This is a genomic window from Paenibacillus sp. 1_12, from assembly GCF_900114475.1.
Classification (GTDB): Bacteria; Bacillota; Bacilli; order Paenibacillales; family NBRC-103111; genus Paenibacillus_S.
Genome location: NZ_FOTE01000001.1, coordinates 542,787 through 557,427, shown reverse-complemented (window position 1 = coordinate 557,427; position 14,641 = coordinate 542,787). Strand labels below are relative to the sequence as shown.

The following is a 14,641-nucleotide window of genomic DNA, read 5'->3' as shown; positions in this document are numbered from 1 at the left end:
TATTGTACCTCCTTGAATGAATTAAATATCAGTGATAATAATTATCAATGATAATGACTATCAATTATTAATATTCGAATTATATTATACATGACGAAAGAATGGAAGGAAATATTACATGAAAAATTTGTGAACAATAAGTGAATATATGAATGAGGGGAATAAAGCTATCATATAGAAATGTAAGGACCTGCAGAAAATACTCAGCAATTAGGAGGAAACGTTTAAATACTCATGTTAGTTTGCGTTTTTTAACTGTATATTAACCAAAACAAAACTTGCTATTTGTCACTTTACAGTATACTATGTCTTGAGAACTTGTTTACACAGATGTGATTTCTGACACGTGAACGGTCATATTTTTATTTCAGTTGGTACAAACTATTCGTTAGAAATGACCCGCGATGTACTTTGTGTAAAATTTCACAAGTGATTTTGTGAACAATTACAATGATTGATAAAAAGAAACTAACGGATGGAAGGGATTAACCATGAGTCGAATACCTCGAATAGTCATTTTGGGAGCTGGATATGGCGGTATTGTAACGGCTATTCGCTTGCAAAAGGAATTGAACTATAACGAAGCTGACGTAACGCTTGTCAACAAACATGACTACCATTATATTACAACACATTTGCACATGCCTGCTGCAGGAACGGATAATCCCGAAAATGCGCGTGTTAATATTCTTAAATTGATTGATGAATTCAAAATTGATTTTGTTAAATCGACAGTAGTCCAAATTCGTCCTCAAGAGAAAAAGGTTATTCTTGAAGAAGGCACGCTTTCTTATGATTATTTGGTTGTTGGTTTAGGTGGAGAGCCTGAAACCTTTGGTATTCCTGGCTTAAAGGAATATGCGCTGAGCATTCGCAGTATCAATAGCGTTCGTTTTATTCGTGAGCATATTGAGTATCAATTTGCCAGATTTAAGCGGGAGCCGAACCGTCTGGATTATTTGACTTTTATCGTAGGCGGCGCCGGATTTACGGGAATTGAATTTATCGGAGAGATTACAGACCGTATTCCAAAGCTATGCAAAGAATACGATGTTGATCCTTCCCTTGTGAAAGTATATAACGTTGAAGCTGCTCCTACCGCACTGCCTGGTTTTGACCCAGAGCTCGTTGAGTATGCGATGAACGTCCTGCAAAATAAAGGGGTAACCTTCAAAATTGCCACGGCGATCAAAGAGTGCACTCCAGATGGAGTCATCTTGGCAACTGGAGAAGAAATTAAAGCGGCAACAGTCGTTTGGACCGGTGGTATTCGCGGTAACCATATGCTGGATGATGCAGGCTTTGAAACGATGCGTGGTAGAATCAAAGTTGATGAAAACCTGCGTGCTCCAGGTCATGATAACGTATATGTACTCGGAGATTGCTCGCTTGTGTTTAGCCCGGAAGGTCGTCCTTACCCGCCAACTGCTCAAATTTCGATTCAACAGGCGGATATCTGTGCCCATAATCTAGTTGCATCGATCCGCGGTGAACAGCTGAAGAGCTTTACCTATGAAAGCAAAGGTACGGTAGCTTCACTTGGGCGCGGCGAAGCCATCGGCATTGTCGGTTCACGTAAAGTAAAGGGTGGTATGGCTGCTATTATGAAAAAGGTAATCGACATGCGGTACCTTTACATTATTGGCGGTATCCCTCTGGTTCTTAAGAAAGGCCGTTTCTAGATATGCGGCACTGCAGCGTACAGGTACGCGGGTTATTGACGAGGGAAGAGCTGGACCGCTATAACGCACTGATTGATGTGGGACATTTTCTGGAATCCCAGACCCGTTATGATCTGGTATATACGGTGCAAAAGGAAATCGACATACTGATCCTGCCAGCCATCGAACGGTTAAAGGAAAAGTCGCGTCAGCGTGATCGAGATACGGCAGCTTATCTAGCACAAAAGGCTGAGGCTAGTCGGGATGACAGATTCGATGATGAAGACGAAGACGACCAATAATGTGAAAAAGCCTTGCAAAAGCCGGAAATACCGGCAGTTGCAGGGCTTTTATTGTATTATAGCTTGAGCATAGTTTCCATTTTGTCACGATTTAACAGATTGCCAACATAGAATTCACCGAATTCACCAAAGCGGGCGCTTGTTTCATCAAACCGCATTTCATGAACGATTTTTTTGAATTGCAGTGCGTCCTCAGCAAATAAGGTAACTCCCCATTCCCAATCGTCAAGACCGATCGAGCCAGCAATAATTTGCTTGATTTTGCCTGCATAACTGCGTCCGATCATTCCGTGTGCACGCATAAATCCACGGCGTTCATCTACAGACAGCATATACCAGTTGTCATTGCCTTCGCGGCGTTTGTTCATTGGATAGAAGCAGACATGGCGTGCTTTTGGCAAGGTTGGCTTCAAGCGCGCAACAATCTCAGGATCTTCCATCGGATCTGTACCTGGCTTGGCCATGTAGCTGCCCAGCTCGACAACCGATACGTAAGAGAAGGTTGGAATGGTGACTTGTGCAAACAAGGTTTTGTTAAACGCGGTTTCCAGCTCATTCAGCTCTTCAAGCGTTTCCCGCAAATGCATGAACATAAAATCAGCCTTTTGTCCAACGATAGAGTAGAAGGCTGTGCTGCCTTGACGTTGATCCTCTGTAGCTTGATATTGAGCTAATAAGGTATACAGCTCGTCCTCTGCACGGCCTCTTTCTTGCTTGGATAAGCTTTTCCATGCTGTCCAGTCAATTGCGCGGAAATCATTTAAAACATACCAGCCCTCAAGGGTTTGCATTGCTTCACTCATTAAGAACACTCCTTCTATGTATGTATGGGGATTTTACCTATATGCATATCAACGCGCTTCTTACGAATAAGAGACGATGAGGCTATAATGACTTGCCTGTATTATTGTAACGAAATCGACAGCAAAGGGCAAATGGTTCAAAAGGCTGACGTCATGTATATGTGATGATATGAGGCGTTCATGAAGCGTTCACTTTACCCCGAGCCAAAATTTCTATAGAATATAATGTGATGTATTCGATTGAAGGAGTTGGGGATTGTGCTGCAACTGATGATTGTTACCGTGCTGTTGCTCGTGTTGTTCTTCGGTCTCGGTTTTATATTGAACATGCTGATGAAAACGACGTGGTTTCCGATTTATGGCTATATCGTTCTGGTCATCGGACTGATTATTTATTGGGGTTGGGGAACAGGTTCTCTTGCATCTAATATTTCGGAGTATTCATTTGCAGATTATGTACCTGCCGTCGGCGGATTATTGGGAGCTGCGCTCAGCGGCTGGACGATTAAAGCTTTACGTGACAAAGGCTATCAAATGTTTTAACAACCTGCACACAAAGTCAAACGTGCAGTAGAAGAGGAAAGCAGGTGGGATCTACTATGAATGGCCAGCAGCGTAAAGATGTAATACCAGGACGCAAGGTGCAGGTGGTTCAAAAGCAAGACCAGCGAAGTGGTAAGCTGACTGCAGGTGTAGTCAAGGATATCCTGACCAATTCACCAAGCCATCCGCATGGCATTAAGGTTCGGCTTGTGGATGGAACTGTAGGTAGAGTTAAGGAAGTCATCACGGAATAAGCATGGTGAGCTGTAGTCATACAGAACTGCAAAGACGAATGGAAAGCTCCCGAAGGGTTTGTAATTACAAAGCTTACGGGAGCTTTTTCAAAACAGAACTGCGTCTGCCTGATAATACTCTCATATCTAAAAAGATGAAAGCTCAATCAAAGCTTTTCGGATTGTTCAATAAACGGAACCGATCGTTTTTTGCCTGACAAAAAACTGACGAATGCAGCCGCTAGCCCAAGCATTACAATAAAGCTTGCCATCCACGGATTGTAGAAAACTGTAGAAGTGGTATTAATCAAGACTCCCCCTGTGCCAGCGCCCGCCGCTAATCCCAAATGAACTATCGAAGTATTTATACTGAGAACGAGCCCGGATGACTGAGGCGCTTGTTGAATAAAATACGTTTGGATAGCCGGACCGGAAATGAACATAGACAGCACCATGACGCTGAGCAGCACCAACCCGATCATCAATGTTCCAGCAAACAGAGGAAGAAGTGCCAGTATTGCCGCATACATGACCACACTCCAAGTAATCATTCGAGTTGCCCCCCACCTGTCGACACCATACCCTCCGAAGCGGGAGCCGAATGCGCCGATAACACCAAATACAAGCATGATGATGCTTATCCTAGAATAGTTCACATGTAAAATGTCCTGAATATAGGGAATTAAGTAGGTAAACAGGATTGAATTCCCTGATTCCCTGAAAAAGGTGAAAAGTAAACCGCTTAGAATAACCATACTTCCCAACACTTTGATTTGCTGCTGGAATGGAATAGGGGCTTCCCCTTCGATATCAGGAAGAAGTCGGGAAATCATGAGTGTAATCAGTACACTAAATAACGCCAAAATAAAGAAAATGGCCTGCCAGCTCAGCCAGATGGTAATAGCTATTCCCATCGGAACACCGAGGATCATCGCGCTGCTAAACCCTAGAATGATCGTGCCAATCGCACTACCGAGCTTGTCGGGACGCACAATCCTCGCAGCCGTGCCTAAAGCAGAGACAAGGTAAACGCCTGAGCTTACCCCAAGTATGATTCGAGAAATCATCAGCACCGCTATATGCGCGCTCCCAAAAGATATCAAACAACCAAGGATAAACACGACGAGTGAACCAGCCAACACTTTTCTGCGTCCCATACGGGCAGTGAGTGAAATCAGGAGGGGAGTTCCAAGCGCAAACGACAGAGAATAGACTGTAATCAGCTGCCCCGCCAGAGCGATGGAAATGTTGAAGTCATCGGCAATGACTTGTAGAATTCCGGTGACGACCAGTTCGGAGGTTGCCGTGAAGAACACCCCAAGCGCAAGAAGGTAAATAGTCAGTCGATTCATTACATTCAATCCTTTCAGTGAACTCGCAGCACCATCTGACCCTCCAATATAACCAGCTTATGGATGTTCGTTATTTGGCCTTTGCGAGATCTTTTGATTGAATTATAATAAGGTTACATTATTAATGTAAGAAGGCAAACAATTTGGACATTATCCAAATAAATGGATTTACTAACTTTAAGTAAGGTGGTGATGATGTTTGGATGTGACAAATGAAGAAACGCAGGAATTCACCAGCATTTGCTCCGTATTGAAAATTCTCGGTGCAAAATGGGCTTTTCTGGTGATCGCCGAGCTGTCCAAAGGGCCTAAACGCTTTAATCAGCTGCATAGGGATTTAGCGGTCATCAAGACACAATCTTTAACAGATGTGCTGCGGCACTTGGAGAAAAACGGGATTGTTTTACGTGTTGTATTTCCTTCCGTACCCATCACGGTTGAATATTCATTGACAGAAAAAGGAGCGGATTTTCAGGCTGCCTTGATGGAGATGGACAAGTGGGCTTTAAAGTGGGGAACGTCGCAATAAAAGGGACTCAAAGACTGAAACTATATTTTCTTTGCGTAACATGCAGTCGAAATCTGTGTTAAAATGTAATTTACTAGACTAGTAACAATTCATGGATGGGATTTGAGTTAATGCGAATTACGAATATGCATCATTTCTCGGAATATCACCGTTTTTATGTGGCGCGTGATTTTTCTTTAAGTGGTTTAGATATGAAAATGCTCTCTACCATCTATCAACCGATGATCGGAGCCTATGCAGTCAGCTTATATCATACGCTGTTTCTGCAGCTGCCCATTGACAAGGTCGGTTTCTCGGCTACTGAGCAGCAGCGCAGGCTGTTTCTGTCGCTGGAGCTGGAAACTGGGGAGCGTGGACGCAAATATTTTATTGAACAGACAGCCAAGCTGGAAGCAGTGGGCTTACTCAAGACGACTCGGAAGTTCGCTGAAGTTTCGGATGATTATGTGTATGTCTATACGCTGACAGCACCGTTGTCACCTTATGAGTTTTTTAAAAATCAACATTTGACGCTGCTGCTTAGAGATAAGGTTGGCAAATATATGATCTACTCGCTGCGAGATGAACTGGTGCTGCCGGAATCTGACGAGCTGAAAGGTGCCAACGAGGAAAATTTGTCTGTTCCTTTCTATGAGCTGTTTCATTTGAATTCACAGGTGATCGATCTGGAGATGGAGCAGGCATTTTTTGAAACGGCAGTGGCTAAACCGTCGGAATCGAAACCTGAGAGTGCAAATAAAGGCTTTCAGTATTCGGATATTATTATGCATTTCCCTCGGGAATCGGGCAACCGTGTGTTCGTGGAGCAATTGAAGTACGAGCCGGAGCAGATGGGGCAAATCAATTATGTAGCCAAAAAGTACGGCTTGTACCTGACAGACATCTGTCGGCTGCTGGATGAGGACGGAGTATTCGATCCACAGGGAGAATTGATGCTTGAGCTGCTTCAGCATAAGGCGAATATGGTCTTTCGGCAGGATAAAAAGCGTGGCGAGGAACGTGGACGTTATCTCGCTAAGGTGGATCAACAGATGCGTGGATCTGCGTCACCTGACCAGGATAACGCTGCTGACATTGCAAGTGATAAGACGGTCGAGATGGAGTTTTATTTGCAGGTGCCTGATATTTTTCAGGGCGAATGCAATCAGCACCAATACAACTATATTTTACGGAATGAGCCTTATATCTTTTTATTGGAGAAAATATTTTCAAAAGGTACCGTACCGGACGGATTACTGGACACACTGGCAAAGGTCGATTTGAATTATGGCTTAAAAGAAGAAGTCATCAATGTCATGATCCATTACTTATATATGAATAAGCGCTCATGGTCCAAGGCGTCCATTGAGTTTAGCGTTACGGATATGCTGGCTAAGCAGGTGAACTCTTTCGAGCAGGCTGTGCAGTATATACGCGAGCAGTCGAAGTATCAGGAGAGCAAGACAGCCCCACGTACAGGCAGCCGAATGGGAACAGCAGGGGGAGCCGCAGGAGGTCGTAGTACGAACTCTTCACGTGGAGTAGGCAGGCAGAAGCCGCTGCTTCCTACAGTTGAGGACAAGCCTAGCACGCAAGCGGCGTCAAGAAGCGCTGAAGAGCGTGAGGCCATGCGAAGAAGAGCGCAAATGCTCGATGGCAAAGTCTAGAATGAAGCATAAGTCATTTAATAACGGAAGGAGTGTAAAGAACCATGGAATCGCTCGCTGATGCGTTGAAGTCGCTGCCTAACTCCAAATTTCGTCAACAAGCCGAGGAAAAGGTGAGACAAATATTAGCTGATCCGTTAGTGGTGAAGTTATGCGCCAAATATCCGATGCTTGATGAATATACGATGAAAATCAACATGAACCGGCTTTATCAATATGTGAGCGAGCATCGGAACTGCTCCAACTGTCCGGGACTCGATTTGTGCCCGAATGATTTTGCCGGACATTACACGCTGCTTTCGGTCGAGACGGAAGCTGGTGCAGCTAAGCTGTACGATACCAAGGTTTCCTGTAAGAAGCAGATCGCGAGGCAAAATCAGGAGGCCATTCGCAGTCGGATCCGCAGCTTTTATGTGGATGAAAGGGCGTTATCACAGGGCTACTCGTCGATGGAAATTTTCGATAAGGATCCGGCGCGTGAGGAAGCTGTGGATAGTCTCATTCGTTACATTATGAAAACCCGTGAGGAAGGCTTGCAAAGCTCAGGTCTATATTTGGCAGGGAGTCTCGGGACAGGCAAAACGTTTCTGATGTGCTATTTGCTTCATGAACTGGCGAAGAGTGGGTACTCAGGTGCGATTGTATATATGCCGGATTTCGCTGAGGATTTGAAGGCGATGTTCCAGGACCCTCAGAAGCTGAAGGAAACCATTGATGCGCTAAAGGATACGGATTTGCTCGTTTTTGACGATATGGGCGCGGAAAATTTGAATCCTTGGCTGCGCGATCATGTAATGGGTGCCATACTGAATTACCGGATGAACCGCAAGCCGACCTTTTTCACGTCAAATCATGATCTGGATGCACTGGAGCAGCATTTTAGCTTCACCAGCAAGGATGGCGATGAAGAGTTCAAGGGCAGAAGAATTATGGACCGTATTCGTCCATTTGTCGAGGTTATTATGGTGAACGGCTACAATAAGCGCGGCAAGTAATATAATGCTGTGAGCAGCAGTAATACGATGAACAGCGAACAAGCCCAACTCTGCATATGGAGTGGGCTTGCTTACTTTTGGATCATACAAAAAAACCTGTTCCCGAAAGGAACAGGTTTTACTGACGTATCATCGACTTGAGACAAGCACGATTCGATTACTTCATTAGCAGAGTGATAACTGTTGCAGCTACGCCCATAAGCAGTAGCAAAGCAAAAAATGCGCCGAAACCAATCGCCGTATCCAGAAAATCATTACTCGGCTCTTCGATAATATGAAGCTCGGGGTGATTTACTTCGTTCATAGCAATAATTCCTCCTTGGATTGAGTGAAACCGATGGTTGAAGAATTATATTTAGTATACCCAACTTTACAGATAAATGTAAAGCATGGGGAAGTGACAATTATGCGTCTGCTCTGCTGATTGTGACAAGAAGAAGGCAGAATTAACTGGAAACAGTTAGCCAAGCGGGATTACGGTTGAAAATAGGGTCTATTGTGGTATACTTTACTTGTTGACAACATATATTATCGGGTAAAGGAGAACTTATTATGGCTATCGTAAATGTTACAGATCAATCCTTTAAGAATGAAGTTGAAGGATCTGGCACGGTTTTAGTAGATTTTTGGGCTCCATGGTGTGGACCATGTAAAATGATCGCTCCTGTTTTGGAAGAGCTGGATAAAGAGCTTGGCAGTTTGAAGATCGCTAAGGTTAATGTGGATGACAATCCGGAATCGGCTTCCCGTTTTGGCGTGATGAGTATCCCAACTCTTATCGTATTCAAAGATGGCCAACCTGTAGATAAAGTAGTAGGTTTTCAATCTAAGGATGCTTTGAAGAATGTTGTAACGAAACACCAATAAACGCAAAGTGAATGCTTACGAAGTAAGTTTTGCTAAGCAAAACTCGAAGTGAATGCTTACGAAGTAAGTTTTGCTATGCAAAACTCGTAGCAAATGCTTACGATGTCAGTTTTACTGCGTAAAACTCGTGGAGTAAAAGCTCTTTTTCTGCTATGCTGGAAAAGAGCTTTTTTTGTGCTTAAAAGGAGTGGAACTGTGATGTCTGTACACGAAGAGGAGCAGGAACGGAAACAGCGGGCAGAGCATATTCGCAGTAAGCTTGCGCTGCTGCCAGAGAAGCCAGGCTGCTATCTGATGAAGAATAAGGAAGATACGATCATCTATATCGGTAAAGCGAAGGTGCTGCGCAATCGGGTACGCTCATATTTTACCGGGAGTCATAATGCCAAAACCCATGCGCTTGTTAATGAAATAGCCAGCTTTGAATATATCGTCACAGCCAGTAATGTTGAGGCGCTGATTCTGGAATGCAACCTGATTAAGAAGCATCACCCTCGTTACAATGTATTATTGAAGGACGATAAGTCCTTTCCCTATATCAAAATTACACATGAAACCCATCCGCGGCTGGAGGTAACCCGTCGAGTACTGAAGGATAAAGGAAAATATTTTGGTCCTTATCCGAATGCGTTCGCGGCTCAACAGACGAAGAAGCTGTTAGACCGGCTATATCCTCTGCGCAAATGCAAAAAGCTGCCTGATCGCGTTTGTCTTTACTACCATCTGGGTCAGTGTATAGCTCCCTGTGAGTACGAGGTGGACCAAGAAACGTACGATCAAATGGTGCAGGAAATTTCGCGCTTCCTAAACGGCGGTCATGATGAAATCAAGAAGGATTTAACACGCAAAATGCATGAAGCGTCCGAGGAGCTGAATTTTGAACGGGCCAAGGAGCTGCGCGACCATGTACTTCATATTGATCAGGTGATGCAAAAACAAAATATTACGACTACAGATTCGATGGATCGTGACATATTCGGCTATGCGGTAGATAAGGGCTGGATGTGTGTACAGATTTTATATATGCGGCAGGGCAAGCTGATTGAACGTCATGCTTCGATGTTTCCTTATTACGGTGATGAATATGATGATTTTGTAACCTTTATTACACAATATTATAGCGATAATCCGGCATTGCCGAAGGAAATATTTTTGCCGCTTGAAGCTGTAACGGCACTGCCTAAGGTAATGGCTGAGACAAATACAGAGGCAGCTGCAGCAGACGGGAACTTACTGAATGTAGAATCCAATGCTGATGACCAGAACGTAATGGAATCAGATGAGTCTGACAAAATGATCGGGATTACAGGTACTGGGCATCTAGGCAAGGAGCTGGCTCGGATGAACGCTGAACAGCTGGAGACCGACGAAGCGGAGCTGGGAACGGAGATCGAGGTTGCCAAAAAGGATGTCAAGGAAGCGTTAGAGAGCTGGCTTAAAGTAAAGGTACATTTTCCTCGTAGAGGCTCGAAGAAAAACATGGTTGCGATGGCCGGTGACAATGCACGTGTGAGCTTGGATGAGAAGTTCCGATTAATCGCTCGAGATGAGCAGCGTACGGTAATGGCGGTCGAGAATCTTGGAGATTGGCTCGGGACAGGCGTTATTCGCCGTATAGAGGCGTTCGATAACTCGAACATTCAAGGTTCCGACCCTGTTTCGGCCATGGTCGTGTTTACGGACGGCAAGCCAGATCGCAAGGAATACCGTAAGTACAAAATCCGAACAGTTACAGGTCCTGATGACTATGGCACCATGCGTGAGGTCGTAAGACGCCGCTATGAGCGCGTATTGAAGGAGGGCTTGCCATTACCGGATCTGGTTGTCATCGATGGGGGAAAAGGGCAAATCTCGGCGGCTATCGACGTGCTGGAAAATGAACTGGGTCTTTATATTCCCGTTTGTGGACTAGCGAAGGATGACCGACACAAAACCGCACAGCTGATTATGGGCGACCCAGCAGAAATCGTTCCTTTGCCTCGCGATAGTCAGGAGTTTTACCTGCTCCAACGTATTCAAGAGGAGGTCCATCGCTTCGCTATTACGTTCCACCGCGAAACACGGGCTAAATCGATGATCGTCTCCCAGCTGGATTCCATTCCGGGAATTGGTGAGAAGCGGCGCAAGGCGATGCTGAAGCATTTTGGATCGATGAAAAAAATAAAAGAAGCCAGCATCGAAGATTTCCGGCTTCTGGGTATCGGAGAAAAGCTGGCAGCACAAATTTTACAATCGCTTAATCAGGATCAAGACGAGGCATAGATAATGCCCGTCTTTTTTTGTTGCCATGCAACTTATACAGCACCCAGCCGACAAGACCAGTGAAAATCAGATAAAAGCTGCCGATCAGGATATGATTCCAATCCCCCAGACTGTACAAGGATAGTCCCATCAAAATACTATCCATAGAGGCATGGGCAAAGAGCACAGTCATAAAGCCGTATTTGAGAAATGCGTACCCAAATATAATACCAATAATGGTAACCTCGACAAGTCTCGTATATACCGGATAAATGGGGTATTGGGTGTGGCTCATCGCCCAGATGATGCTCGGTAGCAGTACGGCCAGAAAACGAATGCGGACGATTTTGAGAAAGAAGGCTATCCCAAACAGCCGATATACGGTTTCCTCGGAGATCGCAGCCGCCCAAGCCATGAGCGGGAACAGTCCAGGGATCGTCATGTTAAGCACAGAATCGGCTGCATCATTAACTGCCCATACGTCAAAAGCATGCTCCGCCACAAAAAACAGCACCTGCTGGACACCGAGAATAAAAAAACAAAGCAGATAGCCACGCGTCATAGCTTTCCATACCAGGCTTCCAAAAGCTGCGTCCTGCCAATCCGGCAGGGGATTCCAGCTGTAGCGGGACCACATCTGTCTGCCGGCAAGTACGGAGAGATAGACGCTAACTGCCATCATCGCAATAATAATATTAAGAAACCATAGATAAAAGAGTGCTTCAAACTGGGATGGACCTGCCGTATGATTGGTTCGGAACGCCGGCAGCATATTGAAATTGTTTCCGATATAAATAGCCAGAAAAATAAATGTCAGCCATAGGCCGCGGCGAAATGTGATTGCACGCCGAAAGCGTATGATGATAAACAATGCGGTAGCCGCCATAACCAATGATACGCCCATACTGATGTTAGTCATAAGAGAGGCACTATTATTTTGTACCTTCTTCCATGACTGGAACGCAGCAGGGATTGTGAAATCAGGCTGGAAGGAAATGACCTGACCCTTGGAAATACGGAGAGATAGCTGCAGTTTGGCCTGACCGATTAGGTCAGTCTTACTCTCGTAAACAAGCATACGGCCGGGTGAAGAAGCAGCTCCATTTTTATTGTTCAGGTCGGGAGCGGAGTCTAGTTTAGTGAAATCGGCAAGCGAATAGCCCTGTTCAGCAATCGTCTGTTCCGCAAGCAGCTGGGGGTCTGCCACGGGTGCAGCTACCGTATCTGCCTTGGTGGAAGGTGAAATATACGTTCTCCAGCCGATCACCTGCTGATTCGAATAGTTGATATCGATGTAATAGGTTTTCGAGGTGGCAGAGTCGTTGATTTCAACCTCATAGTAGTCGAGTGGCAATTTCGTAAAACGCTCTGCATAGGTTTTGGACAAATGCTCCTTCTGCAAATATCCACTTCGTTCGGCATGAGTCTGGTATAAGGTGCTGGTCTTATAATCGTTTGCAAGCGTGAAATGCTGCCTGACAAATCGGACTGCGGTGTCGGCAGCTTGTTGCCCAGTGATAGCGGGCACCCCGTCTGTTTCTTCATTTGCTGAATGCGGTCCTGAAAGGTACGAGGATAAGAGAACAACGGTAAAATAAAGGACAATACCTATAACTGCCAACAGCTGCAGAGGTTTATCCAATGAACGATTGATCATGTTTGTCTCCTTAGAATAAAGAAATGGGAAGGCTTGATTATTGTATTCCATAAACTTAGCATACATGTCTCATCAAATCCAATGCATTACCAAGCATAACGGGGATAAACGTTGAAAACCAAAGCGAATCGATAGTCTGCTGCCTGCCAGCTCTAATAGGAATCGGAATATCCCATCTTTTCGAGGTATTACGACTTTGTGCTTATGGAGGATTAGCCTTATAATTCATATCAATTGAATACAGAAGCCGAATTTCTTTCCGAAAACGGGGGAACCATTTGTAGTAGTAAGGGGTGAATTTGATTCCATTCATAGTGAGTGGAATTGATAGGGTACCTGTAAACCCGAATCCGTCAGCTAACCTCGTAGGCTTTATGGCAGGAACCTCTATATTGGCATTGGGTTTCCGGTGTCTTTTTTTTGCTTTTTTTCAAACATTTGTGAGGTGAATAATGAAATTACCAAGGAAAAAATTCCAACTTACGCCCCCGCAAATCTTGGTGTTGGGCTTTGCCGCGATCATTTTGATAGGCGCACTGCTGCTCACGCTTCCGATAGCTTCGGCGACGGGAGAACGATTATCTTTTATTAATGCTTTATTTACAGCAACATCCGCGACGTGTGTGACCGGACTTGTTGTTGTGGATACGGGGACGTACTTCTCCATGTTTGGCCAAATCGTCATTATCACGCTGATCCAGATTGGCGGACTCGGCTTTATGACGATGGCAACCTTATTCGCCTTTGCTTTGAAGAAACGGATTTCTTTGAAGGAACGCCTTATTCTTCAGGAAGCGATGAATCAAGGGAGTATGGAGGGAATTGTACGCCTGATTCGTAAAGTAATTCGTTATTCGCTTTCGATTGAGTTAATTGCCGCGATTATTTTTTCGATCCGATGGTCTATGGACCTCGGCCCTGCCAAAGGGATTTATTTTGGAATCTGGCATGCGGTTTCGTTTTTTAATAATGCAGGCTTCGATTTGTTCGGATCGGTGAGCGGTCCTTTCAGCAGCCTTACTTCATATGCCTCGGACCCCGTTGTCAACCTGGTTACGATGGGGCTTATTGTGCTGGGCGGTATTGGTTTTATCGTTATGTCGGATCTTCTTGAATACAGGAAAGTAAAACGATTGTCGCTGCATTCCAAGGTGGTGCTAAGTACAACAGGAGTATTGATCCTCACGGGTACTGTAGTGATGTTTGTTTTTGAGTTCAACAATGCCAAAACATTGGGATCGCTGGATTGGTCGGGGAAAATATGGGCCTCGTTCTTTCAATCGGTAACTCCGAGAACAGCAGGGGCCAATACGGTGGATATCGGGGCTATGCGCCAAGCTTCACAATTTTTTATGATTATCCTGATGTTCATAGGGGCTTCTCCAGGCTCAACAGGCGGGGGCATCAAGACGACGACCTTTATGACTCTGATCGGTGCGATTGTAGCGATGATTCGCGGCAAGGAGGACATTGTACTGTTTCATTACCGCTTGGGTAAGGATCGGATTCTGAAGGCGATTACCTTAACGATGATTGCGCTATTTCTCGTGATCTTCGTAGCCATGGTATTGTCCACCACAGAAAGCCACCCGTTCTTGATGATATTATTTGAGGTCACCTCGGCCTTTGGTACCGTAGGCCTGACCATGGGATTAACGACCGATTTGACGGTGGTCGGCAAAATTTTGATTTCTCTGACGATGTTCGCTGGCCGTTTGGGGCCAATAACCTTAGCGTATGCGCTGGGACCAAAAACCGAAAAAGAATTATATAGATACCCTGAGGGGAAAATTACAATCGGATAGGGGAAAG

Annotated in this window: 14 protein-coding genes and 1 riboswitch; of the genes, 10 read left to right on the top strand and 4 right to left on the bottom strand. The window is 44.9% G+C overall.

Annotation, left to right across the window (positions count from 1 at the left end; genetic code table 11):
* The first annotated feature begins 491 nt into the window (after positions 1-491).
* Both BM210_RS02415 and BM210_RS02410 read left to right on the top strand, forming a co-directional pair.
* A complete protein-coding gene (locus tag BM210_RS02415) occupies positions 492-1,682 on the top strand; it encodes an NAD(P)/FAD-dependent oxidoreductase (RefSeq protein ID WP_076232368.1) in 1,191 nt (396 codons plus the stop codon).
* 2 nt (positions 1,683-1,684) lie between these two features.
* Complete coding sequence (locus BM210_RS02410) at positions 1,685-1,963, top strand: hypothetical protein (protein WP_091164074.1); 279 nt, start codon at positions 1,685-1,687, stop codon at positions 1,961-1,963.
* Positions 1,964-2,019: 56 nt separating this feature from the next.
* Here the strand turns inward: BM210_RS02410 and hemQ are convergent, their stop codons facing one another.
* Positions 2,020-2,766 carry a hydrogen peroxide-dependent heme synthase gene (gene hemQ, locus BM210_RS02405; RefSeq protein ID WP_091164072.1) on the bottom strand — a complete coding sequence of 249 codons (747 nt, stop codon included), beginning with the start codon at positions 2,764-2,766 and terminating at the stop codon, positions 2,020-2,022.
* A 258-nt stretch (positions 2,767-3,024) separates the two neighbouring features.
* Between hemQ and BM210_RS02400 the strand changes: the two genes are divergently transcribed.
* Positions 3,025-3,309 (top strand): YuiB family protein, encoded by a 285-nt coding sequence (locus tag BM210_RS02400; RefSeq protein ID WP_177237580.1) that lies wholly within the window; start codon positions 3,025-3,027, stop codon positions 3,307-3,309.
* Positions 3,310-3,365: 56 nt separating this feature from the next.
* Entirely contained in the window at positions 3,366-3,563 is a 198-nt protein-coding gene (locus BM210_RS02395) for a YwbE family protein (protein ID WP_091164071.1), read from the top strand.
* 146 nt (positions 3,564-3,709) lie between these two features.
* Here the strand turns inward: BM210_RS02395 and BM210_RS02390 are convergent, their stop codons facing one another.
* Entirely contained in the window at positions 3,710-4,894 is a 1,185-nt protein-coding gene (locus tag BM210_RS02390) for an MFS transporter (RefSeq protein ID WP_091164069.1), read from the bottom strand.
* 199 nt (positions 4,895-5,093) lie between these two features.
* Between BM210_RS02390 and BM210_RS02385 the strand changes: the two genes are divergently transcribed.
* From BM210_RS02385 to dnaI, 3 genes are all read left to right on the top strand, one after another.
* Positions 5,094-5,423 carry a winged helix-turn-helix transcriptional regulator gene (locus BM210_RS02385; RefSeq protein ID WP_091164067.1) on the top strand — a complete coding sequence of 110 codons (330 nt, stop codon included), beginning with the start codon at positions 5,094-5,096 and terminating at the stop codon, positions 5,421-5,423.
* A 110-nt stretch (positions 5,424-5,533) separates the two neighbouring features.
* The gene (locus tag BM210_RS02380; RefSeq protein WP_091164066.1) at positions 5,534-7,069 is read left to right on the top strand and encodes a replication initiation and membrane attachment family protein; all 1,536 of its coding nucleotides are present in this window, start codon (positions 5,534-5,536) and stop codon (positions 7,067-7,069) included.
* A gap of 44 nt (positions 7,070-7,113) precedes the next feature.
* Positions 7,114-8,064: a primosomal protein DnaI gene (dnaI, locus tag BM210_RS02375; protein ID WP_091164064.1), complete on the top strand. Its 951-nt coding sequence runs from the start codon at positions 7,114-7,116 to the stop codon at positions 8,062-8,064.
* Between the two features lie 157 nt (positions 8,065-8,221).
* On the opposite strand, the gene BM210_RS02370 is transcribed toward dnaI, so the two are convergent.
* Positions 8,222-8,368, bottom strand: a complete 147-nt coding sequence (locus BM210_RS02370; protein WP_091164062.1) for a YqzM family protein — start codon at positions 8,366-8,368, stop codon at positions 8,222-8,224.
* Positions 8,369-8,616: 248 nt separating this feature from the next.
* Between BM210_RS02370 and trxA the strand changes: the two genes are divergently transcribed.
* Both trxA and uvrC read left to right on the top strand, forming a co-directional pair.
* A complete protein-coding gene (gene trxA, locus BM210_RS02365; RefSeq protein WP_091164061.1) occupies positions 8,617-8,931 on the top strand; it encodes a thioredoxin in 315 nt (104 codons plus the stop codon).
* Between the two features lie 198 nt (positions 8,932-9,129).
* Positions 9,130-11,193, top strand: coding sequence for an excinuclease ABC subunit UvrC (gene uvrC / locus BM210_RS02360; protein WP_091164059.1), 2,064 nt, complete (start codon positions 9,130-9,132; stop codon positions 11,191-11,193).
* Here the strand turns inward: uvrC and BM210_RS02355 are convergent.
* A complete protein-coding gene (locus tag BM210_RS02355; protein ID WP_091164057.1) occupies positions 11,168-12,829 on the bottom strand; it encodes a CPBP family intramembrane glutamic endopeptidase in 1,662 nt (553 codons plus the stop codon). The two genes, uvrC and BM210_RS02355, sit on opposite strands and share 26 nt — an antisense overlap.
* Before the next feature lie 235 nt (positions 12,830-13,064).
* Positions 13,065-13,216, top strand: a riboswitch (cyclic di-AMP (ydaO/yuaA leader).
* Between the two features lie 65 nt (positions 13,217-13,281).
* Between BM210_RS02355 and BM210_RS02350 the strand changes: the two genes are divergently transcribed.
* Positions 13,282-14,634: a TrkH family potassium uptake protein gene (locus BM210_RS02350; protein WP_091164056.1), complete on the top strand. Its 1,353-nt coding sequence runs from the start codon at positions 13,282-13,284 to the stop codon at positions 14,632-14,634.
* The last annotated feature ends 7 nt before the right edge of the window (positions 14,635-14,641 follow it).

Excerpts from the sequence above, each read along its gene's own strand:
- hemQ (WP_091164072.1), bottom strand. The coding sequence starts at position 2,766 with ATGAGTGAAGCAATGCAAACCCTTGAGGGCTGGTATGTTTTAAATGAT.
- BM210_RS02380 (WP_091164066.1), top strand. The coding sequence starts at position 5,534 with ATGCGAATTACGAATATGCATCATTTCTCGGAATATCACCGTTTTTAT.
- trxA (WP_091164061.1), top strand. The coding sequence starts at position 8,617 with ATGGCTATCGTAAATGTTACAGATCAATCCTTTAAGAATGAAGTTGAA.
- BM210_RS02350 (WP_091164056.1), top strand. The coding sequence starts at position 13,282 with ATGAAATTACCAAGGAAAAAATTCCAACTTACGCCCCCGCAAATCTTG.
- BM210_RS02370 (WP_091164062.1), bottom strand. The coding sequence starts at position 8,368 with ATGAACGAAGTAAATCACCCCGAGCTTCATATTATCGAAGAGCCGAGT.
- uvrC (WP_091164059.1), top strand. The coding sequence starts at position 9,130 with ATGTCTGTACACGAAGAGGAGCAGGAACGGAAACAGCGGGCAGAGCAT.
- BM210_RS02390 (WP_091164069.1), bottom strand. The coding sequence starts at position 4,894 with ATGAATCGACTGACTATTTACCTTCTTGCGCTTGGGGTGTTCTTCACG.
- BM210_RS02355 (WP_091164057.1), bottom strand. The coding sequence starts at position 12,829 with ATGATCAATCGTTCATTGGATAAACCTCTGCAGCTGTTGGCAGTTATA.
- dnaI (WP_091164064.1), top strand. The coding sequence starts at position 7,114 with ATGGAATCGCTCGCTGATGCGTTGAAGTCGCTGCCTAACTCCAAATTT.
- BM210_RS02410 (WP_091164074.1), top strand. The coding sequence starts at position 1,685 with ATGCGGCACTGCAGCGTACAGGTACGCGGGTTATTGACGAGGGAAGAG.
- BM210_RS02395 (WP_091164071.1), top strand. The coding sequence starts at position 3,366 with ATGAATGGCCAGCAGCGTAAAGATGTAATACCAGGACGCAAGGTGCAG.
- BM210_RS02415 (WP_076232368.1), top strand. The coding sequence starts at position 492 with ATGAGTCGAATACCTCGAATAGTCATTTTGGGAGCTGGATATGGCGGT.